This is a genomic window from Paractinoplanes durhamensis (assembly GCF_016862175.1).
Taxonomy (GTDB): domain Bacteria; phylum Actinomycetota; class Actinomycetes; order Mycobacteriales; family Micromonosporaceae; genus Actinoplanes; species Actinoplanes durhamensis.
Genome location: NZ_BOML01000056.1, coordinates 174,386 through 195,807, shown reverse-complemented (window position 1 = coordinate 195,807; position 21,422 = coordinate 174,386). Strand labels below are relative to the sequence as shown.

Below are 21,422 nucleotides of genomic sequence, written 5' to 3'. Positions count from 1 at the left end.
AGTCGGCCGCCGCCACCGGCATCGTGGCCGGCGCCGCCGTGGCGGCATCAGCCGCCCGGCTCAGCAGAAAGCTAGGAACGGCAGCCGCAAGTGCCATCCCCGCCGCAACAACCAATTTTGCTGTACGCCCAGCCCGCCAACGCCCCACGGCCGATCCCCCCGATCAAACGACCAAAATGCCGCGAGGATCTTCCCAGCCACATCGACGAACGCTCACCCTGGTCCCCCACCCAGGAAACCTCAGCGTTTCCGACGACCCGGCGGCCGCCGCACCAGCATGCGCACCGCCGCGGCGCCAACAACCGCACCGGCCAGAACGGCCGCCGTCAGACGGCGCCCGGAGTGCTCGCGAGCCGGTTCTGCGGGAGCCCGCACCTGCGCTTTGCGCCACTCGTCGTCAAGGATCGTGTGGAAACGCCAGCGCTTGCGGTGCCGTCGCTCCGCCTTCGCCCTGAGTTCCCGGGTGTTGCCCCAGAACCGATGCCCGATGGGTCCTTGGAAGAAGACCGCGGCAACCTCCCGCAGATGCTCCTCGTCGAGGGTGCCCACGTCCCAGTCCATCTGCCAGTGGGAAACGATCAGATTGGCATACATGTGTTCGCGGTAACGGTCGGTGTCCGCCGGCGCGAACGGCCCCCACACCGCAAGGTAGAACGGGTCATCCATGGCCATGCGGAGAAGCTCGAAATGCAACGCGCGACGGGCCTGTTCCCGGGCGGCGCGCGATTCTCGCGCCTGCAGGATCAACGAGATCGCCACGCCGAGCAGAGCCAGGACGGACAGCATCGCGGAGGCCGCGCCGTAGGTCTGGCCGACGTTGCCCAGGCGCTGCCACTCCGCTTCGGCCGCGGGAGTCCCCACCGGACCGAGGCGGCCGATCAGGGTCGGCGTGAGGGCCACGCCGCCGAGAGCACTGATGATCGCGACCACCAGCAGCACAATAACGAAACCGCGGGAGGTGGCCCGCCGCAACGCTGGGGAATGCAGCAGCCTGGGCGCTGTCATATGCCCGAGCTATGCCTGTCCGGCAGGTCCTTGATCTCTCTTGAATAGTAGGCATCGAACGGTTCGGCGCGGTTGAACAAATCCGCGATGAAACGCACCCACGCATTGATCAGGTCTCGTTTTTCATACCGATACGCACCCGACAGGACGCCCTCGGTGTCGTACTGCACCGAATACATGACCGCGTCGCCGATCACCACCACCTCCGGCAGCGTCCACTCCGCCGACTCCAGATCGGCGACGGCGTCGACGTCGAGTGCACGGATGCGCTCACCGGCCTCCGCCCGAATCCGCAGGATGTGGGACTCCCACCAGAGGTACGGCGTCGGTGGACTGGCCACCAGCCGCACCCGGTGAAGCTGGACGTCTCGGGCGGCGAGGTCCCGCTGGTATTCGACTATCTCGGCACGCGCTGCCTCGGCGAGAGAGACCGATTCCGCCACGCGACCGGCGGCGAAGGCATCCCAAGAGGGGTAGCCAGGCTCCCGAAACTCCTGCTGGCGTTCCAGTTTCCACAGACTTTGGCCGAGAAGCTCGAATCGGTTGGCGAAATCCGCGAGGTACTCGTCCACATTCAACATGGTGTAGGCGACGCCGACCAGCGACTCACGCATCAGGAATGTCCGGCTTGGCGGCCACGAGCATATTGCGTGGGATGACCACGAGCCGTTCGTCGGGGCCGATGCTCACGTCCGGCGGTAGTCGGTCGCCGTAGACGGCGGTGAGGTCTCGGCCGATGACGGCGATGTCGCCGTTGTCGAGCTCCCAGATATCGGGGCAGCTCGGGCTGGCTGATGTGTTGCCCATTTCAAGGGCGGACTTTCCGAGACGTCGCCATAGCTTCGCGCCGGTATCCGCTTCCCAGGGACGGTCCATCGAGCGCCTCCTTGCATCGCAAGAGAACGGATCGAGCCTAATTTTGGCCGGCCATGACCACAACGCCCCTGCATCGTCGCCCTGCAGGTGGTCAGGCCGAGCAGGGCCGCTGCCGGGCCGAGCGACGGGTTCCGCTACCGGCTGCGCCAGCACCCCAGGCGCGCCGGTCACCTCCGGCTCCGGACGAGTTGTTCCCGCATCCCGATCCCCCACCGTTCCGACACCGCCGCCGCATCAATGCGAACGCACAGCAAGGCATTCACCAGAAGATTAGCCGCGAAGGGGGAAAAACGGACACGGAATCGCGCCGCGATCCTCCAGAGTGATGTGATCCAGACCGACGGTGCGTATCCGTACACAGACCGGGCCAACCATGCCGGGGCTTGCTAGAGATATGAGCAACGACAACGACCTACAGCAAGACCTGACCGTCGCCCTGCACACCATCACCGAGACGAATCAGTCAATCAGATTCGCCGACACGAAGGCCGGCGCGCTCGCCGGCATCCAGGCCCTGATGATCACAGTCCTGGCTGCTCGCCATGATCCTGGACGCGGCACTGCCATCCAGATCCTGCATGCTGCCTGTCTACTGGGCATTCTGATCTCCGCCGTACTGCTGGCCTCCAGCCAGGCACCCCGGGTGTTCGAGCACAAGAGTCGCCCAAACCGGGTCTCCTTCCCGGCCCTCATCCGGATGCACGACGACCAACTCTTTCAGGTGCCCCCATTGAAGTGCCGTCACGAGGACGCCTGGCGCCAGGCCGCATCCTTGGCCAAAATCGCGGTAACCAAGTACCGCTGGCTGACTCGTGCGGCTACGAGCACAGTCCTCACGCTGATGGCCGTGCTCACCTGGCTCGCCTTCGTCACATGGCCGTCTGGCGGATGATCCGATCGGTGTGCTTCTCCCGGACTCGCTCGCTCACCCCTTCCTCGATGACCACGGAGGATCGGGGCGCCGCAGCGCTCAGTGCCGTCCGCAGCTCGCCGATGGTGTGCTGCGTCAATCCGTCCACGTCAGCAGCATTGGCCAAGTGATGTTGCAGGAGATTGTCAAGGATCTCGCGAGACCGTACGTAGTGCTTGTCGTTTCCCGCCTCGATAAGCCGCAGCACTGCCCCGATGTCTCCGGGATTCTCAATCAGCTGCAGCACCATGACGTCGTGATTGCCCCCGCCAAGCGCGTCTCGGTAGAAATCGAGCCGCTGGGCCTTGAGTTTGGTCTCGTGTTCGGCGTTCAGTCGCTCGATCTCGCGAGCGTGGTCGGCCTGCGCTGCGTCGAGATCACGCCGGTGCAGCGCCTGCGCTTGTTCCAGACGCCCGCGCCACTCGGCCTGGACCTGCTCAAGCCTCCCTTGCCACTCGGCCTGTGCCTGCTCGAGGTGGCTGCGCCACTCGGCTTGCCGTTCCTCGTTCTCCGCCTCTTGCCGAGCAAGATCATGCCGATCATCAGCAAGGTTGCCCGCCCGGCCGGTTTGGACACGCTGCGACAGGTATCGCTCTGTGTCCTCGTCCAACCGCAGGCTGACCGCCAACATTGGAAGCCGCAGACCAAATCCGATTTCCCCCGCATGCTTGTCGAGAATTAAGCGCATTTCCGCCTCGGCTGCCTGAACCTCTTCGATCCCGAACTGCCGGCTTACGCCGCGCAGTGTCTGTTCAAGGAAGGTCCAAAGGATCGGTTTCAGGTCTCGCACGCCCAGCAACGCCACCTGGATGGGGTTCTGCACAGCCCAGAGCAGCGTGACGATCGCGGTAAACGCATACGCCTCCTCCTTCGCCGGCAGTGAGAACCTCAACACGACCGGGTGGTGTGTCAGGTCCAACTCATATTGCCAATAGCGCCGCCGCAACCGCTGCCGGAGCGTCGGTGCGGTCCCACTGCCGGTCGCGGCCTCTTCGGATCCTTCGACAACGGACACGAAAACAGACGCGGTGTGGGCGTCTGGCGAAGCAATTGCCATCGTGGCCCAGAACGTAGGCAATATGGTGATGCCGACGATCGGATTGAATTCCGGATTCGGCTTCATAGGTCACTCTCCTTGGACAGCGCCTCTTGCAGATGTTCGAAGATGGGTGGATGCGGGTCGTCCTCGGTCCAGCGGCGGGTTTCGAACCTGAGCGTCCTTCGCTCGCGGTCGGTGCGCGGAATAGCTACTGCCATGACCGTCAGCTCATCGCGGCCAGCTCCGTGATCGACTTCTTCCGCGAGCATTCGCAGGCCACGAAGTGCAGCAGTGGCGAGTTTCGGATGACCGAGTGCCCGACGCCAAAGGGCGGCCGCGTATTCGATGTTATCTGGAGAGCGGCCGGTGGCACGCAGCAGTGGCGGCAGCCGCCGATCGTCCGCCGGCGCCTGATCAGCCGGCTTGCCCGCGAGGCCGAGCATGACGGCCACGGCCACGTTGCTAGGGCCGGACTCCTTCGTTTCTGCCCAGTGCGCTGCACGACGCAGCACCGCGTCGCTCGTCAAAGAACCGCCATCACCGAAGAGCTCACTGACGGCAAAGGCCGTGGCCGCCCACACCTCATAGTCGTAGTCGTTCGTCACGTGCGTCAGCAGACGCTTAGTGATCAAGTCGAGGGCCCGCTCCGGATTCGTGTCACCGACCGGGCCGCCGAGAGCAGTAGCCGCAGTCAGGCGCTGATGAGCCTCAGCCTCAGTGGCGTTCTCCTCGAACGTCGCCCACTGATCGAGCAGACTCCAAACGATCTCCCGAAGATTGTCGTCAAGAGCGGGTGGGCGCAAGGCAGTGGCCGCGGCACGGCGCAGCTTCTCATCGGCATCAGCCGCCCAACTGAGCAGCAACCGGCCGCGGACATATTCGAAGTCATGAGCAGAAAGGAGGCCTGCAACCAGGGCTACGCGCTCACGAACGTAAGGATCCGGGTTGCGTGCCAGCAGATTCATCCACTCCAAATAGATCTCTTGCAGATACGGGAATGATTGCCATAGCGCGTCGAGGATCTCCCGCGCGTACCCACGACGACGCAACCGGACAGACATGATCGGCACCTGCCCATACGCGGTTTCCCGGGTATTCGAGACGCACTCGGCACCGACCGAGGCGAGCAGCGTACGCGTGGGCCGGCGAAATGGGCGCAGGCCGTACCGGCCTCGAGGATCTTCGGTCCGCTGGATCAGTTCGTCGGCGAGCCGGGCGCCAGCCACGACACTCGGCAAGGAGAGATCGTCCAGAGCGGCCAACGCCAGCGCGAAGGCCTGGTCCTCGCGCTCCGGTAGCTCGCCGAACCAATCCGCGATTCCCTGTTCCGGACCGCCGACCTCGGCCAACGCGACCTCGACGGTCTTGCGACCAGCCGATACCTGACCAAGCAGCATGGCGAGTTGGGCAGCTTGGCGCGCGCCCGAAAGCCTCTCGCGCACCTTCAAGACCGCCGGTTCCGCGATCAGCGCTTCTGCAGGAGCCGATAGATGCTTGCGGAACACCGCATCCAGATCCGGACATCCCGGTTCGGCGGCATAATCGCCGAACTCCGGCGGGCACTCACGGTCGTCGGGCCAGAGCACCACCATGTAGCCGCCCACCCTGCGGAGCCGGCCGGCGAGCGTTTCAGCCCCCTGTTGGTCGAAGTTGTCGCCGATCGGCACGGGCCATAGGTGCCCGCCTCCGACGATCAGGTTGTCTTCCGCCACCTCGATGAGCGACCCGTTACCGAGTCGTCCGACCCTGGCGTCACAGAACGCATCGAGCAGGAAGGTGGCCAAGTGCTCCCGGCCGTCACCCGGCGAGCCGCAGAGCAGGAGGAGGTGCTGCTCGGCCAAAACCTCCCAGGCGTCACTGAGCCTCGGCGGAGGCACAAATGTGTGCCGGACTCGCAGAAGCGTGTCCGTGCCGACGGTCTTCTTCTGCAGTGCTGCGCCCTGCCGCCCAGTAGGAAGATTGTTGATCTGAAGGGCGATATTGGCGTTGGCCAGAGCATGCTCGCTGGCAATTAGTTCGCCGGCCCGCGTCAACACAGTGGCGATCAGAGCGGTCCCTGCCGGGCGCCTGCCCGCGGCCTCATCCGCCGACTCGCTTGGCTGGCCTCCGTCCGGCGCTTTGCCGTCCTGTCGATCATCGTCCTTGGGCTTGCCCCTGGCCGGCCCGCCCGGCGATGTCGCCTTCGGCTCGGACTCGGACGGCTTCGTTTCCGGCCGATCGGCCTGCTGCTCTTTCGAGGAAGCCCCGGCCTTATCCGTGGTCAACGGTTGCCCGCCTGGTCGGTGCCGTAGTTGATGCCGCCGCGCACGGTGTTGCCGAATGGGGAGCTGTTCGCTGTGCCCACCTGATTGATCGTCTGACCAGATTGGCCAGGCTTCGACATGGTCACCTCATCAGCGTCGCGTCCGGGCTGCTCAGATGCCCCAGTGATCGTCAACCACGCCTCGAGCGGCCCTTCCTTGGTATCGAGACGACGCAGGCGAAACGCCATTGGGTCCGGAACCTGATAGCCACGGATCACGCTGTGATAAAGCTCAGGCGCGACGATCAAGGCCATCCGGCCATCCTGCGCTGCTTTGAGTGCGGCCTTGACCTCCACGGCATCGACCATCCGCGCCGCCCGGTCCAGCTGCGGACCGCGCCAACCCCTCGCGCCAAGGAGAACGTCTCCCTGGTGCACGGTGAGCCGTACGCGTAGACGAGTCATGCCCACCGGCCGGCGAGAAAGTGCCCCGTCCACTGAGCTGGCGAAGGACTCGATGACATCGCGAACGGGTACGTCGGTGAGGCTGACGAGCAGATATCCGTCGCCTCGGTCCTCCAGTTCGCGACTCTCAACTCCCGCGAGCGAGCAAGCCGCCTCCAGCATCGAAGCGAGGTCCTGCTGGGCCTGCTCCTTGTCCGGGGTGGATAGTCGGGACGAGCCTTCGATGTCGGCGAAGGCGAAAACACGATGACGAAGTTCGGACACGGTTTCGCTCCCTCGGATGCAGGCACTGGGACATGCCTACCCCTGAGCCGAGGGCGCCGTCTGTGTAGGAATACGCATTAGGGCGTCCCTATCAAGAACCGTGATCCGCTGCCGTGACGTCGCAACCGCACCACATGCACGCAGGACACGGAGCGCCTTGGCGACAGCTTCCCGCGATGCCCCGGTCGCGCCGGCGATCTCAGCTTGAGACAGGGGTAGGCCGATCGTGACCGAGCCGTCGGCAGCGGGCTCGCCGTGGGTTCCGGCGAGTTCTGCCAATAGCCGGGCGACACGTTCCCGGACGTCGGATCCCGCGAACTCGAGACGCCGGCGATCAGATTCGCGCAGCCGGCCTACGACCGCATGCAGGAGGCCAAAAAGAGCATCGGGGTGACGCCGCAACCCGTTGACGAAGGCCGAGGCCGGCACCAGCCGGGCCCGCACATCGTCGAGCGCACGGACGGTGGCCGAGCGTGGACTGCCATAGAGGGCAGCGATCTCGCCGACGACTTCTCCGGCACCGCGCAAGCCGAGCAGCGCCTCCCGGCCGTTGGCAGTCGACGCTGTGATCTTGACAATGCCGGCGAGGAGAATGGCGATGTGGTCCGACGGATCGCCTTCGCAGAAGAGCTTCTCCCGAGGCGCGAAGTGCACGATGCGACCGGCCGGGAGAATCTCGGCCAGCCGTACGCGCATCTCGGCGGGCAACAGTGACTGGGTCAGCCCGGACTCCACGCGGCATCCCCCTCTAATCGACTGAGGGTGAGCATATGGATGCGTGTCGTTACATGCCACTTGGTGATCACCGCAGGCGCTGGCGTGCCGTTCGCAGGCGGGTCTTCACGGTGTCCTTCGAGACGTTCATCGCCTCCGCCAAGGCGGCGATCGGGGCCGGATGCCCGCGGCCCGCCACGCCGTCGTAAAGCCCGAGCAACCCGCGGTAACACGCCTCGCCGCCGGCCCGCGGGCCGGCCCGGACGGCGCCGCCTCGACCTCGCGCCGATCCCATTCGGCCGTGATGCGCAGGCCGACCTCATCGCGTTGCAACCGTGCCTCCATGATCAACAGCTCGATCAATAGACCACGGCTTGTCAACAGAAGGTCTAGCCGGCCGGCTTCGTGTAGAGGACCTCGCGGGCCTGTTCGGCGGCGCGGGTGATGCTCTCGCCGATGAACTCGACGAAGCGGGCGATGCTCTCCAGCCGGATCGCGGCCGGGGTGTCGGCGCCGAGGATGCCCACGCCCTGGCGGGCGATCTCGGCGAGCCGGATGTTGGCCTGGGCGCTGGCGATCGTGCCCTGATACCAAACGTCGTCGTCGACCAGGTAGCGCTCGCGGCGGCGCTCGTCGCGCTCCCGGCGGATGAGGCCCTGGCTTTCCAGGAACGCGATCGCCTTGGAGATGGATGCCGGGCTGACCTCGAGCCGCTGGACCAGCTCGGACGCGCTGAGACTGCCCACCTCCGAGGTGTAGAGGCAGGTCAGCACCCGGGACATCATCTTGGGCAGGCCCTGCTGCATGAGCAGGGTGGTGAACGTTTCCTCATACGCCCGGACGGCGTCGGCGTCGCGCCCGCTGATGGTCGCCGGCGGGGTCTGCGGCCCTCGCGGCACGGTCTGCCGGCGCCGGTGGGTGCGCTGCTCGGTGGCCCGATGGGCGAGGTCGGCGCGGTAGGCGGCGGGGCCGCCGTTACGCATCACCTCGCGCGTGATCGTCGAGGTCGGACGGTCGAGACGGCGGGCGATCTCCGCATACGCCAACCCGTCGCCCAGCCCCAGCGTGATCTGCTGGCGCTCCTGCTGAGTGAGCCTGCCTCCGGGCATCGCGATCCCCTTCCGTTGCCGCCAGCATAGCGTTCAATTTCCAGCCATTGCAACGCAAGCACAGTGGATCGTTGCGTTAAAAACACAGCCGTTGCAACGAAATACCGACTTTGAGCTGCAGACAAAGGATTCCAACGCAACAAATATGTTGCTCGATACGTGAACGCAACGTAGCGTTTCGCATATGGAAAACGAGAGCAACACCGCGCAGACGTTCGCCACCGCCGCCCCGATCGCCGTCGTCCTCGACATCCCGGCCGGGCTCGTCCAGTTCATCGCCGCCGACCGCACCGACACCACCGTCGAGGTTCGGCCGGCCGACTCCAGCAAGAGCCGCGACGTCAAGGTCGCGGCGGAGACCACTGTCGCGTTCGCCGACGGCGTCCTGCGCATCGAGGCCACCGCGAAGAACCTGCTCCTCGGCGCCACCGGGTCGATCGAGGTCACCGTCCAGCTGCCCGCCGGGTCGCGGGTCGAGGCCAAGGCGGCCAGCGGCGACTTCCGGGCCGTCGGCCGGTTCGGCGACGTCGTCTTCGACGGGTCGTACGGCGCGATCAAGGTCGACGAGGCGGCAAGCGTCCGGCTCACCACCGCCGCCGGTGACGTCACGGTCGGCCGGCTCACCGGGCCGGGCGAGATCAGCACCGGCAAGGGCGACATCCGGATCGCCGAGGCCGTCCGCGGCTCGGTCGTCCTGAAGACCCAGGCCGGCGACGTGTCGATCGGCGCGGCCACCGGGGTTTCCGCATCGCTCGACGCCGGCACCACGCTCGGCCGGATCGACAACTCGCTGAAGAACACCGAGGGCGCCACCGCCGAGCTCGACATCCACGCCACCACCGCCTACGGCGACATCGTCGCCCGCAGCCTCTGAGGAGCAGCAGCCATGACTGATCTCGCGATCGCAGCGACCGCACTGCACAAGGCGTACGGCGAAAAGATGGTGCTCGACGGCATCGACCTGGCCGTACCCGAAGGAACGATTTTCGCTCTTCTCGGTCCGAACGGCGCCGGCAAGACCACCGCGGTGAAGATCCTCTCCACCCTGATCTCGGCCGGCGCCGGCACGGGCGCCATCCGGATCGGCGGCCATGACCTGGCCGCCGACCCGCAGGCGGTCCGCGCCGCGATCGGCGTCACCGGCCAGTTCTCGGCGGTCGACGGCCTGATCACCGGCGAGGAGAACATGCTGCTGATGGCCGACCTGCACCACCTGTCCAAGGCCGACGGCCGCCGGATCGCCGCCGAGTTGCTGGAGCGCTTCGACCTCACCGAGGCGGCGAAGAAGCCGGCCTCCACCTACTCCGGCGGCATGAAGCGCCGCCTCGACCTGGCGATGACCCTGGTCGGCAGCCCGCGGATCATCTTCCTCGACGAGCCGACCACCGGCCTCGACCCGCGCAGCCGGCACAACATGTGGCAGATCATCCGCACGCTGGTCGCCGACGGCGTCACCGTCCTCCTCACCACGCAGTACCTGGAGGAGGCCGACCAGCTCGCCGACCGCATCGCGGTGCTGCACGACGGCCGGATCGCCGCCGAGGGCACGGCCGAGGAGCTGAAGCGACTCATCCCCGGCGGGCACGTCCGGTTGCGCTTCGAAGACCCCTCCGCGTACGAGCGTGCCGCCGTCGCGCTGCCCGAGAACGTCCGCGACGACCAGGCGTTGTCGCTGCAGATCCCGAGCGACGGCACCCAGGGTGACCTGCGCGCGATCCTCGACCGGCTGGACGCCGCCGACGTGCACGCCGACAGCCTGACCGTGCACACCCCCGACCTCGACGACGTGTTCTTCGCCCTGACCGCTACCCCTGACCAGGCCGAGGAGGCCCTCCGATGAGCACCCTTTCCCTCGCCGTCCGCGATTCGTCCACCATGCTGCGCCGCAACCTGCTGCACGCGCGCCGCTATCCGTCCCTCACGCTGAACCTGCTGCTCACGCCGATCATGCTGCTGTTGCTGTTCGTCTACATATTCGGCGGCACGCTGAGCGCCGGCATCGGGGGCGGCGGCCCCGACCGAGCCAGATACATCGCCTATCTGGTCCCCGGCCTGCTGCTGATGACCATCGGCAGCACGGTGATCGGCACCGCGGTCTCGGTCTCCAACGACATGACCGAGGGCATCATCGCCCGCTTCCGGACGATGGCGATCCACCGCGGTTCGGTGCTGGTCGGGCACGTGATCGGCAGCGTCTTGCAGTCGGTGCTGAGCGTGGTCCTGGTCGGCGCGGTCGCGGTGGCGATCGGCTTCCGCTCCACCGACGCCACCGCCCTGGACTGGCTGGCGGCGTTCGGGCTGCTGGTGCTCTTCGCCCTGGCGCTGACCTGGATCGCGGTGGGCATGGGCCTGATCAGCCCGAACGCCGAGGCGGCCGGCAACAACGCGATGCCGCTGATCCTGCTGCCGCTGTTCTCCAGCGCGTTCGTCCCGATCCACTCGATGCCCGGCTGGTTCCAGCCGATCGCGAAGTACCAGCCGTTCACGCCGGCCATCGAGACCCTGCGGGGGCTGCTGCTCGGCAGCGAGATCGGCTACAACGGCTGGCTGGCGGTCGCCTGGTGTGTGGCCCTCGCGGTGCTCGGCTACTTCTGGTCGACGTCGAAGTTCAACAGCGACCCGAAGTAACCCGAAGTAACCCGCAGGCCGTGCCCTTCGCCGAGGGCACGGCCTGCCCCACTTCGGCCCGAGTCAGCGGTCGACGGTGGTGGAGCTGCGCTCCTGGGACCTTCTCGGAAACGAGAGCATCCTGGAATACCCGATCACGGTCGACGACGCCACCGACCTGAAGGCCGCCTACCAATTCAAGATCAACACCAAGAAATATTGCGTACGTACGACAGGGCGGGCAACGTCGCCGTGACGTCCACCCGCACCTGGCGCCGGTAGATCCGCCCTACTTGGCGTAGGTGTAGTACTTCCACCCGCCGTACGTCTTGGCGTTGATCTTGTCGGTGTTGGCGGTGACGCCGTATTCGGCGCGCACCCGGAACTTCTGGCCGGCCGGGTAGTAGCCGGTGATCCAGGCGACCGAGGTGCCCTTGGAGTCCAGCGAGAGCAGCGCGTTCTTGAACGGCTTCCACTTGCCACCGGAGTACTTCTCGACGACCAGGCGGTAGAAGCGGCCCGGGTAGGGCGTCATCGAGGTGGTGAAGTAGGGATCCTTCGTCGTGCGTACGACGTAGTAGGTCTGGGATCCGATCTTCTTGGTCTTGAAGTGCTTGGTGATCTTGGTGCTGGCCGCGACCCGGGTGTAGACCCCGGAGGTCGCCACCGCGGCGCCGTAGGTGGCGTCGCCGGCGTAGTTGGCGGTCAGCGTGGTGTTGCGGGTCAGCCGCAGGCTCACGCTGAGCTTGCCGGCACTGTCGACCGCACCCTTCTTGAGCAGGCGCTTCGGCTGGTCGCTGCCGGCCGGGTCGGCCCAGATCTCGACGACCCGGCCGGTGTCCCACTTGCGGAGCCACGCGGTGAAGGTGACCGTCGTCCCGTAGGCGTAGCCCGTCCCGTTGCCGCTCAGGCTCAGCACCGTCGACTGCTTGTAGGCCCAGATCTGCAGGTCGGCCGAGAGCGAGTCCCAGTTGCCGGTCCCGGCGTAGCGGACGGTGTAGGTCGCCGCCCCCTCGGCGGCCAGGGTGTCGGTGAAGCTGAATGCCCCGGTGGCGTCCGGCACGACCGTCGCGATCACCGTGCCGGCCGGCACGTCGCTGCTGGTCCGGGTCACGGTGAGGGTGACGTCGGCCGGGAGGGCGGTGGCCGTCCCGGTCAGCGTGAACGGCGTGCCCGGGCGCGCGTAGTTGAACGACGGCTGGTTCAGCTTGAGGGCCGGCTTCGACGCGGGGCTGGTCGTCGGGAGGGTCGTCGACGAGTCGTTGAGGACCAGAAGCCACCAGCCGTCGGCCACCGCGAACAGGCGGTCCCCGCCCGGCTCCCAGGCCAGCCGGTGCGCCCCGACCGCGTCGGAGGCGAGGGCGGTGCCGTCCACGGTCGGCAGCGCGATCTCCTGGGTGGGCGCGGTCGCATCCGGTGCGTACACCTGGATCTTCCGCTCGGTCGAGATCGCGACCCGCCCGTCGTCCGCGGCCGCCATCGCGTAGTTGAACGTCGTCCCGGGGTAGGACTCGGTGGCGGTGAGCTTGTCGACGTCGACGTTCTCCCGGTGCCGGTAGTCGACCCGGATCAGCTTCGTGGCGTCCGTGCTGAAGGCCAGGTCGTAGGCGGTCAGGCCGCTCTCCGGCCGGTAGCGGCCGGTCAGCCGGGCAGCGCCGGTGGACACGTCGTAGAAGCCGGAGATCGAACCCGAACTGTGCACGTCGGTGGCCACCAGCAGCCCCGGGCGCGACGGGCTGACGGTCAGCCGGGGCGGCCCGGAGTACAACCCGGCGGAGAGGTCGGCGGCGTAGTCGTGCAGGTGCACGTCGGAGGTGTCCAGGTCGACCGAACCGAAGTCGCCCGAATCGTCGGAGTCCGCGCTCGTGTCGTAGCCGAACCAGAGCCGGTCGCCGACCGCCACGACCTCACCCGGGTAGACCGCGTCGCCCACCGGGTAACGGGTGGCCTCGGTGACCGTCGCGGTGGCCACCGCGACCAGGGCCCGCGACTTGGGCACCGCGGCGTAGAGCCGGTTCGAGTCGGCGGACAGCGCCAGGCCCTGCACGCTGGACAGACCGGCCAGCTCGGCGACGACCTTGCCCCGGTAGTCGGTGGCGACGATCTTCCCGGCGGTCGGGTCGCTGACGAAGACCCGCTGGTGGACCGGGTCGACGACCATGTCACCGAACGAGGTGATCGGCAGCTTCCCGTAGGTGTCGGCGGCCGCGGTGCCGACCGACACCGCCATGCCGACCAGGACGGAACCAGCGAGCGTGACCGCCCCGAGCACGACGCGCAGTGGGCGCATGAAAACCCCGTATCGACCAGAAGTTACCGGTGAGGCCAGAAGCCTAGATCGACAACGGCCAACCGGTGATCAACCGAAAGGACGATACGCACCCGGCCCGACGCTGGTGATTGCCCGGACACGCGCTACCAGCAGGTGAGCGCCGCACCGGGTGAACAGGGCATCGGCCTGGGCGAGGTGGTCGGCCGACCCGAGGGCCAGATGGGCCAGGCCAGCCCCGATCGGGTCGGCCGCGTCGGTGAGCGACGCCAGCGCCGCCTCCGCACATCCGGCCGCCGCCACCGGGTCGGTGTGCAGCAGGGCGTACGCCCGGGTGAGCTGCGCCGTCCCGGTCGACCGGGACGAGCCGATCAGCGCCGCCTCGTCCCGCGCCCGGTCCGCCCACGCCAGCGCCTGTGCCGACCGGCCCCGGGCCACCTCGGCCTCGCTGAGCATCAGGTACCACCCGCTGCGGCTCAGCGGGTCGATGCCGGTGAGCTGGGAGTTGTCCGGCCCGGCGAAGCCGAGCAGCACGGCGGCGCACTCGTCCGGATCGCCGCCGTAGAGCAGCGCCTGGGCCAGGGCACCGGCCGCCGCGCCGGCGAAGTAGTCCCGGCGGATGCCGGCCACCGCCACCGCCTCCTTGCCCAGCCGCAGCGCGAGGTCGAGGTCGCCCTGCAGCGCGGTGACCGTGCACTGATAGGCCAGCACCAGCGAGGTGAGCTCGTCGGTGTCGATCAGCGCGGCCGCGTCCCGGGCGTCCTCGAGGCAGCGGGCCGCCGCCGGCAGATCGCCGAGCGCCCGGTGGACACAGGCGCGCAGGGCGTGGATCTGGCCGGCCAGGGTGCTCTGCCCACTGTCCCGGGCGGCCTGCAGGGCCCGGTCGGCGTGCCGCTGCGCGTCGTGCGGCCGGTCGTGACACAGCTCCGCCGTCGCCAGCCAGGCGACCCCGTGCAGCAGTTGGGCCACCTCGGCGTCCGGCATCGCGTCCACCAGCGCGGCCGCCTCGGTCAGCCGGTCGGCCGTGCCGGGGCCGGGGTGGCCGGTCCACTGGTCACTGAGGACGGCGGTGGCCAGCGCGGCCGCCAGCAGCGGGCGGTCGCCGGACTGCCGGGCCGCGGCGACGGCCGTGGCCGAGTGCTCCGGGCCGGAGAACCCGCTGGTGAAGTCGCTCGCGAGGCCCAGCAGCAGGATCGCGGCCGCGCGTTCCTCATCCGCGGGCAGCGCCGCCAGCTCGGCCGCGAGCTGCGCGTTGGCCTCGGCGTGCCGGCCGAGCAGACGTTCGATCCCGGCGCAGAGGGCGACCAGCGAGGCGCGCGGCTCGGCCGCGGCGGCCGGGATCATGTGGAGCAGGTCGTGCAGGCTCTGCCGGCTCTCCCGGAGCCGGCCGGTGACGGCGAGCGCCTGTGCCTGCGCGACGAGCAGTTCCATCCGGGTCCCGGCCGCGTCCAGGGTGTCCGGCAGCAGCCGCAACGCGGTGGCGAACCAGTGCCCGGCCACGCCGGGGTTGCTGTTCAGGGCATCGGTGCCGGCCCGCTGGAGCACCTCCACCGCGGTCAGGTCGCCGCGGGCCGCGCAGCGTTCCAGGTGGTGGGCCTGCTCGGCCGGGGAGGCGCCGCGGTGCCGGAGCGTCTCGGCCGCCCGGGCGTGGGCGCCGACCCGCCAGCCGGGGTCGGCGGCCTCGTAGGTGGCCTGGCGCAGCAGCGGATGCCGGAACTGGAACCGGTCGTGCGCCGGGCCGACCCGCAGGATGTCCCGGGCCACCAGCAGGTCCAGGGCGTCGAGCACCTCGCGGACGGTGAGCTCGGCGGTCCGGGCGACCATCTCCGGCTCGGCCACCTCGGGGGCGAGCGCGGCGGCCCAGGCGACCTTCGTCTCGACCGGGGCCAGGACGCCGAGCTCGGCGGCGAGCGCCGAGCGGACATGCGCGGGGAGCGGGTCGCCGGCTTCCGCACGTACCGGGGAGAAATGCTGTTGATCTGATCTTGCCAGCGCCTGCAGGTAGAACGGATTGCCGCCGCTGGCCTGGTAGAGCTCGTGCCGCCGGGAGGTGGACAGCCGTTCCGGCAGCAGGCCGTCGATGTCGGCGCGGGCGAGCGGGCCCAGCTCGAGCGACCGCACCACCCCGTCGACGACGGCTCGGCCCAGGCTGTCCCGGAGCCGGGCGGGCAACTGCCGAGGCCGGTAGGACACGGCGAACAGCACCGGACCGGCGGGCGGATGGCGCAGCAGGTGCTCGAGCAACTCGGCCGAGCCGGGGTCGGCCCAGTGCAGGTCGTCCAGGACGATCAGCAGCCCGCCCGGCCCGGCGGCGTATTCCAGCAGGCCCCGGACCGCGCGGTGCAGCCGATACCGTTCGCCGCCGAGCACCGGCGGCGCGGAGGTGGGCGTACCCGTCATCGGAAGCACTTCGCGCAGCATCGCGGCGTCGCCGAACGGCAGGTTCCCCGGCGGCATCTCGAGGTCGGCCAGGGCGTCGGCCAGTACGGCGAACGGGACGTGCTGCTCGTATTCGGCCGCCCGCCCCCAGGCCACCGCCCGGCCGGACATCTGCGCGCGCCGGGCGAACTCGCGCAGCAGGCTCGTCTTGCCGATGCCGGGGTCACCGCTGACCGCGACCACCGGCGCGACGTCGTCCCCGCGCGGGTCGAGCATCCGGGTGAGCACGGAGAGCTCGTCGCGGCGGCCGACGAGCAACCCGCCGCCGGCCGGCCGGGTCCGCACCGTGGTGCCGGCGGCCGGCGCCAGGCCGGGGCTCTGCCGCAGCACCGCCGCCTCCAGCTCGCGCAGCGCCGGGCCGGGGTCGATGCCCAGGTCACGGGCGAGCCGCGCACGCACCTCCCGCAGCACGACCAGGGCGTCGGCCTGCCGGCCGGACCGGTAGAGCGCCAGCACCAGCTGGCCCTGGGTGCTCTCGTCGAACGGATGCTCCTCGGCCAGCTGGCGCAGCTCCGGCAGCAGGCCGGCGTGCTCGCCGAGGGCCAGCCGGGCCTCGATCAGCGACCGGCGGGCGTCGGTGGCCAGCGCCGCCAACCGGTCGGCCTGGGCGGCCAGCCAGGGCAGACCGGCCACGTCCACGAGCGGCCGCCCCCGCCACAACGCCAGCGCCGACCGCAGCAGCTCGGCTCGCTGCGCCGGGTCGACGCTCTGCTGGGCGGCGTGGATCAGGCGCTCGGCGACCGCGGCGTCGGTGCCGTCCGGGCCCAGGTCGAGCACGTAGCCGGGGGCGCGGGCGACGATCGCGGCCGGATCGCCGAGCACCCGGCGCAGGTACGACATGTTGCTCTGCAGCGTGTTCACGGCGGTGGCCGCGTCCGGGCCCCAGACCGCCTCGATGAGCCGTTCGGCGCTGACGATCTCGCCCGCCCGCAGCGCGAGGACGGCCAGCACCGCCTTGCGGCGCAGCCCCGACAGCGGCCGCACCGCCTGATCCGGGCCGACGACCTCGACCGGGCCGAGCAGACGGATCTGCATGCCTTCCTCCGCACCCCGTTGCAGCGCCGCGTCAGCGCGGTTGCAGGCCGCCCCGCCAAGATGTCGGCGTCACAGTACACATCGGGAGGAACAGCATGAGGTCCACAATGGCCGCCCTTGCCTTCCTGCTCACGGTGCTGCCCGCCACCGCTGCCCACGCCGATGAGGTACGCCGGGAACCGGTGATCCTGGTGCACGGCTGGACCGGCGTCGGCAGCGACATGGCGACGATGCGGGACGCGTTCACGGCGGCCGGATACCCCGCGTACACGGTCGACCTGCCGGGCCAGAACAACCTGGTCAACGCGTTGGTGATCGCCGATACCGTGCGCCAGGTCCGGGAGCGGACGGGGGCGGCCAAGGTCAGCCTGGTCGGGCACAGCATGGGTGGCCTGTCGACGCGCTGGTACCTCAAACGGCTCGGCGGCGTGGCCGAGGTGAGCACCTACGTCTCGATGGGTTCACCGCAGTACGGCTACCTGCCCGCCTGCCTTCTGGGCGAGCAGGACGGCGGCCAGATGTGCCCGTTCAACCCCTTCATGTGGGACCTCGATACCGGCGACGACACCCCGGGCGACGTCGCCTACACGACGATCCGCAGCACCGAGGACGCCGCCGACGTCACCCGGCTGGACGGCGGCGCCTGCTTCCACGAGATCACCGGGGTCGAACACCCGGCGGAACCCCGCTCACCGCTGTTCATCGCCGCGGCACTGGCCGCCGTCGGCGGCACCTGCCCCGGCACCTTCATCAATCTGCCCGTCACCTAGTTATGGAGGACCTCATGAAACGCACCATCGCTCTTGCTCTGCTCGCCGCGCTCGCGCTTCCCGTCGCGGTGGCCACCCCCGCGTCGGCGGCCGTCGACTGCGTCGCCCTGCAGGCCGCCCTCGACGGATACGACATCCGGATCACCATCCTGCAGGAGCGGCTGGCCGAGGCCGGGCCCGCCCAGAAGCCGGGCATCATCGCCCAGATCAAGCGGCTCAGCGCCCTGGCCGCGGTGATCGAGCAGCAGCTCATCGCCGGCAACTGCCCCTGACATGGCGCGCATGCTGCGTTCCGTAACGGCGCTGGCGGTGGCGCTTCTGCTGGTCACGCCGGGCAGTGCCCGGGCGGCGGAACCGGATCCGGGCCCAGTGATCATCTCGGTGGACGAAGACGCGGCCAAGCCGGCGAGCCCGCCGCCTCCGCCCTGGACGGACGGGATCGCCCGGCCGGTGGCGGGCCTGACCGATTCGGCCGGCGTGCACAGCGATTTCGTCGCCGACGAACTCATCCTCACCAGCGCGGACCCGGCGGCGGCCGACGCCCTCGCCAAACGGTGGGGCGGGACGGTCCTGATCAAGAACGACCCCAAGATCAAAGACTTCGTTCCGCAATTTCTCGTACGCGTCGAGCCGGGTCTCGCCGATCCGAGCAAGCTCAGTGACCTGCTCGGCAAGCTCAACCCCGGCCGGGAGCAGGCCGACGCACTCGCCGTGTCCAGCAAGGCCGGCCTCGGGCTGCTGACCATCGCCGCCACCGAGGCGGTCGACGGGCTGACGGTCGGCATCAACTGGCTCGCCGAACCGGACGGCATCGCCAATGGCAGCACCAACGAGGCGCTGATCGGCCCGGACGGATTCGGCAACAATTCCGGCTCGGCGTACGACCGGAACGCGTACACCTGGTCGTATCTGAATTCCGGCAGCACCCAGGACATCGGCACCGCCCCGGCCTGGACCCTGCTCGACTCGGTGGGCCGGGCCGAGAGCACCGTCAAGATCGGCATCGTCGACCAGGGATTCCGTCCCGACATCAACGACGATCTGCCGGCCGGCACGACGTCGGCCAGCGTGGTCCCGCTCGTCTCGCCGGGTGACGCGGGCAGCTCAGCGGCGCCGTGGCACGGCACCGAGGTGGCCGACACCGCCGGTGGCGTGCCCGACAACGGCCGCGGGGTGGCCGGTTCGGCCGGACCGGGTGCCCGGCTCCACCTGGTCTGGTCCAGCTACGACTTCTTCACCGCGATCTTCGGCATCTCGGCCGCGGTCAACGCCGGCAGCCGGATCATCAACATGAGTTTCGGCGCCTCCGTGCACTGGTCGCTGGAGTGGTCGGTGATCCCGTTCGAGCTGGCGACCTCGACCTTCCACGGGGCCGGCATCCTGCTCTTCGCGGCGGCCGGCAACGACGGCAATGACGTGGACGGGGAATCCTGCGTCTGGTTCGTCTGCTGGGAGAACCATTGGGTCACCCCCTGCGAGAACGCCGGGGTGATCTGCGTCGGTGGCCTGGCCCGGAACAGCCTCGATCGTGCCTCGCACTCCAACTACGGGCACGAGAACGTGGACATCTTCGCGCCGTACACCGTCATCTCCGGCCCGACGCCGGCCAATACCGCGGTCCATCCGGTGAACGGAACCAGCTTCGCCAGCCCGTACGCGGCCGGGGTCGCCGCCCTGATCTGGGCGGCCGACCCGGGTCAGAGCAGCAACTCCGTCGAGTCGAAGCTGTTCAACGCGATGCGCACCAGCCCCGACGAGCAGGTCAAACGGCGGGTCATCAACGCGCTGGACGCGGTCCGCGATGCCCTCCCACCGGCCATCGACATCAAGACGCCGCTCACCGGGGCTCAACTCGGTGCCGGCACCCCCACCCAGTTCCGGGCGGTCACCTTCGACGACGGCCTGGGCACGCCGACCGTCACCTGGAAACGCGGCAGCACCGCCCTCGGCACCGGCAACCCGATCACCGCGTCGCTGCCGGCCGGCACGTACACGGTCACCGCGACCGCGGCGTTCCCGGGCGGGGCCACCGCGTCCGACTCGATCCAGGTGACCGTGACGAACCATGCCCCGGTCATGCACATCGTCACGCCCAGCGACGATTCCGCGGTGCCGGTGTTCACCCCGACCGAACCGATCACCTTCACCGGGACCAGCTGGGACCCGGACCTCGGCCCGCTCGCGAACAGCCAGGTGAGCTGGCGTCTCGACGGGTCGGCCACGTCGTTCGCGACCGGGCACACCGCGACGGCGGCGCTGAACACGAGCACCGGCCAGCACACGGTGACGTTCCGCGGCTGCGACTCGTTCGGGTCCTGCCAGACCGACACCGTGACGATCGCGATCCAGCCGGCCGGGCCGAACCTCCCGCCGACGGTGGCGATCACCAATCCGCTCGACGGGGCGAGCCTCTGGGTCAACGGCTCGGACGCCGACGGGATCTATCACCAGCTCACCCTGGGTAGCACCGCCAGCGACCCGGAAGGCGGCCCACTCACCCTGGTGTGGACCGACAGCCGGGCCGGCGCACCCGCCGTCCAGATCGGAACCGGGCCGAGCCCGACCGTGAAGCTGTACGGCGGATGCGAACAGATCAAGCACCGGATCACCCTCACCGCGACCGACAACGCCGGCAACGTCCGCCAGCAGACGGTCGAGGTGTGGGTCAAGCAGATCTGCTGACCTTTCGGATCAGTTGGCCCGGGCTATGCAGATGCGGGCGCTGAGGCGCGGGCCGGCCTCGTAGAACATGTACTGCACGCCGCCGTCGGTGCCGAACGACGGTGCCGCCGCCCGGCCGTTGTCCGAGGCCATGGGGGAGTGGAAAACGCCGAGGTGGGTCTCCCGGTCGAGGCCGGGGCCCACCTCGGTGATCCGCATCTTGCCGTCGTTGCCGTGGTACGCCACGTAGACCGTGCTGTTGCGGAACACCAGCGACGCTCCCGAGATGTCGGTGAGCCCGTCCGGTTCCGGGTTCACCAGCGGCGTCTGGGCGAACTGCCACTGGTCCCAGCCGTTCGGTGACCAGCCGTGATAGATGCGCCGCCGGCCGGCCAGCACTCCCATGTAGACCATCGCGTATTTGTTGCCCCGGCCCGGGATCACGTGCTCGAAGACCCGCGCATACGACGTCTCGGTGAGGCCGGGGACCAGACGCGTACTCAAAATCGGGGTCTCGTCGGTGAAGGCGAGCCCGTCGGAGGATCGGGCCACGCGCGTGGTGGTGTTTTCGCCGTGGAAATAGAGGAAGAACTGTTTGGTCGCCGCGTCCCAGGTCACGTGGGGTGAGGACACGTGCGAGACGGTGGTGCTGGGCAGCACGTTGTCGATGATCGGGTTGTTCGCATACTCCGAGAACGGGCCGTTGAGCGAATCGGCGCCGGCGACGCAGATGCCGCCCGGCTTCTCGTGCGGTGCGTAATAGAGGTAATAGCGGCTGCGGGCGCCGCTCACCTTGTCGTAGACGCCGCGAATGCAGGGAAAGATGAATTCCCCGGTCGGGTTGTAGCGCAGCGGCGTCTTGAGTGCGTCGCGCAGATAGGTGTAGGTGGGCATGCCGGCCGGGCCGGCGGCCTGCGCGGCGGCGGGCACGCCCACCCCGGCCAAGCCGCCTGCTCCGGCCGTTCCAGCTATTCCGGCTATTCCGCGCAGCAGCGAGCGTCGTTCCATGCGGCGACC

General features: G+C 68.9%; 20 protein-coding genes. 8 read left to right on the top strand and 12 right to left on the bottom strand.

What is annotated here, in order from left to right:
* Positions 1-240: 240 nt before the first annotated feature.
* The 3 genes from Adu01nite_RS34185 to Adu01nite_RS34175 all read right to left on the bottom strand — a co-directional run bounded on the left by Adu01nite_RS34185 (position 241) and on the right by Adu01nite_RS34175 (position 1,881).
* Positions 241-930 carry a DUF6082 family protein gene (locus Adu01nite_RS34185; RefSeq protein ID WP_203733323.1) on the bottom strand — a complete coding sequence of 230 codons (690 nt, stop codon included), beginning with the start codon at positions 928-930 and terminating at the stop codon, positions 241-243.
* 71 nt (positions 931-1,001) lie between these two features.
* Positions 1,002-1,619 (bottom strand): DUF6879 family protein, encoded by a 618-nt coding sequence (locus Adu01nite_RS34180; protein WP_203733322.1) that lies wholly within the window; start codon positions 1,617-1,619, stop codon positions 1,002-1,004.
* On the bottom strand, positions 1,612-1,881 hold the full coding sequence (locus tag Adu01nite_RS34175) for a hypothetical protein (RefSeq protein ID WP_203733321.1): 270 nt from the start codon (positions 1,879-1,881) through the stop codon (positions 1,612-1,614). Before Adu01nite_RS34175 ends, Adu01nite_RS34180 begins: the two co-directional genes overlap by 8 nt.
* A 394-nt stretch (positions 1,882-2,275) precedes the next feature.
* On the opposite strand from Adu01nite_RS34175, the gene Adu01nite_RS34170 reads away from it, so the two are divergent.
* The gene (locus Adu01nite_RS34170; protein WP_203733320.1) at positions 2,276-2,773 is read left to right on the top strand and encodes a Pycsar system effector family protein; all 498 of its coding nucleotides are present in this window, start codon (positions 2,276-2,278) and stop codon (positions 2,771-2,773) included.
* On the opposite strand, the gene Adu01nite_RS34165 is transcribed toward Adu01nite_RS34170, so the two are convergent.
* From Adu01nite_RS34165 to Adu01nite_RS34140, 6 genes are all read right to left on the bottom strand, one after another.
* Positions 2,751-3,914 carry a hypothetical protein gene (locus Adu01nite_RS34165; RefSeq protein WP_203733319.1) on the bottom strand — a complete coding sequence of 388 codons (1,164 nt, stop codon included), beginning with the start codon at positions 3,912-3,914 and terminating at the stop codon, positions 2,751-2,753. The two genes, Adu01nite_RS34170 and Adu01nite_RS34165, sit on opposite strands and share 23 nt — an antisense overlap.
* Positions 3,911-6,094, bottom strand: a complete 2,184-nt coding sequence (locus tag Adu01nite_RS34160) for a hypothetical protein (RefSeq protein WP_203733318.1) — start codon at positions 6,092-6,094, stop codon at positions 3,911-3,913. Before Adu01nite_RS34160 ends, Adu01nite_RS34165 begins: the two co-directional genes overlap by 4 nt.
* A complete protein-coding gene (locus Adu01nite_RS34155; protein WP_203733317.1) occupies positions 6,091-6,801 on the bottom strand; it encodes a hypothetical protein in 711 nt (236 codons plus the stop codon). The genes Adu01nite_RS34160 and Adu01nite_RS34155 overlap by 4 nt, the downstream gene beginning before the upstream one ends.
* Before the next feature lie 36 nt (positions 6,802-6,837).
* Positions 6,838-7,536, bottom strand: coding sequence for a Crp/Fnr family transcriptional regulator (locus Adu01nite_RS34150; RefSeq protein ID WP_203733316.1), 699 nt, complete (start codon positions 7,534-7,536; stop codon positions 6,838-6,840).
* 67 nt (positions 7,537-7,603) lie between these two features.
* On the bottom strand, positions 7,604-7,810 hold the full coding sequence (locus Adu01nite_RS34145; protein WP_203733315.1) for a hypothetical protein: 207 nt from the start codon (positions 7,808-7,810) through the stop codon (positions 7,604-7,606).
* A 94-nt stretch (positions 7,811-7,904) separates the two neighbouring features.
* Complete coding sequence (locus Adu01nite_RS34140) at positions 7,905-8,624, bottom strand: helix-turn-helix domain-containing protein (RefSeq protein ID WP_203733314.1); 720 nt, start codon at positions 8,622-8,624, stop codon at positions 7,905-7,907.
* 184 nt (positions 8,625-8,808) lie between these two features.
* On the opposite strand from Adu01nite_RS34140, the gene Adu01nite_RS34135 reads away from it, so the two are divergent.
* The 4 genes from Adu01nite_RS34135 to Adu01nite_RS34120 all read left to right on the top strand — a co-directional run bounded on the left by Adu01nite_RS34135 (position 8,809) and on the right by Adu01nite_RS34120 (position 11,487).
* Complete coding sequence (locus tag Adu01nite_RS34135; protein ID WP_203733313.1) at positions 8,809-9,498, top strand: DUF4097 family beta strand repeat-containing protein; 690 nt, start codon at positions 8,809-8,811, stop codon at positions 9,496-9,498.
* A gap of 12 nt (positions 9,499-9,510) precedes the next feature.
* A complete protein-coding gene (locus Adu01nite_RS34130; protein WP_203733312.1) occupies positions 9,511-10,464 on the top strand; it encodes an ATP-binding cassette domain-containing protein in 954 nt (317 codons plus the stop codon).
* Entirely contained in the window at positions 10,461-11,252 is a 792-nt protein-coding gene (locus tag Adu01nite_RS34125) for an ABC transporter permease (protein WP_203733308.1), read from the top strand. The genes Adu01nite_RS34130 and Adu01nite_RS34125 overlap by 4 nt, the downstream gene beginning before the upstream one ends.
* A gap of 76 nt (positions 11,253-11,328) precedes the next feature.
* Positions 11,329-11,487 carry a hypothetical protein gene (locus tag Adu01nite_RS34120; protein WP_203733306.1) on the top strand — a complete coding sequence of 53 codons (159 nt, stop codon included), beginning with the start codon at positions 11,329-11,331 and terminating at the stop codon, positions 11,485-11,487.
* Between the two features lie 33 nt (positions 11,488-11,520).
* Here Adu01nite_RS34120 and Adu01nite_RS34115 read toward each other — a convergent pair whose 3' ends face one another.
* Together Adu01nite_RS34115 and Adu01nite_RS34110 are read right to left on the bottom strand one after the other, a co-directional pair.
* Positions 11,521-13,521, bottom strand: coding sequence for a YncE family protein (locus tag Adu01nite_RS34115; RefSeq protein ID WP_203733304.1), 2,001 nt, complete (start codon positions 13,519-13,521; stop codon positions 11,521-11,523).
* Positions 13,522-13,590: 69 nt separating this feature from the next.
* The gene (locus Adu01nite_RS34110) at positions 13,591-16,974 is read right to left on the bottom strand and encodes an ATP-binding protein (protein WP_203733303.1); all 3,384 of its coding nucleotides are present in this window, start codon (positions 16,972-16,974) and stop codon (positions 13,591-13,593) included.
* Positions 16,975-17,069: 95 nt separating this feature from the next.
* Between Adu01nite_RS34110 and Adu01nite_RS34105 the strand changes: the two genes are divergently transcribed.
* The 3 genes from Adu01nite_RS34105 to Adu01nite_RS34095 are packed head-to-tail and all read left to right on the top strand — an operon-like array spanning position 17,070 to position 20,426.
* A complete protein-coding gene (locus tag Adu01nite_RS34105) occupies positions 17,070-17,744 on the top strand; it encodes an esterase/lipase family protein (protein WP_203733301.1) in 675 nt (224 codons plus the stop codon).
* Positions 17,745-17,758: 14 nt separating this feature from the next.
* Entirely contained in the window at positions 17,759-18,016 is a 258-nt protein-coding gene (locus tag Adu01nite_RS34100) for a hypothetical protein (protein WP_203733299.1), read from the top strand.
* Between the two features lie 10 nt (positions 18,017-18,026).
* Positions 18,027-20,426: a S8 family peptidase gene (locus Adu01nite_RS34095; protein WP_203733297.1), complete on the top strand. Its 2,400-nt coding sequence runs from the start codon at positions 18,027-18,029 to the stop codon at positions 20,424-20,426.
* A 9-nt stretch (positions 20,427-20,435) separates the two neighbouring features.
* On the opposite strand, the gene Adu01nite_RS34090 is transcribed toward Adu01nite_RS34095, so the two are convergent.
* Complete coding sequence (locus Adu01nite_RS34090; RefSeq protein WP_203733295.1) at positions 20,436-21,413, bottom strand: glycoside hydrolase family protein; 978 nt, start codon at positions 21,411-21,413, stop codon at positions 20,436-20,438.
* Positions 21,414-21,422 lie beyond the last annotated feature (9 nt).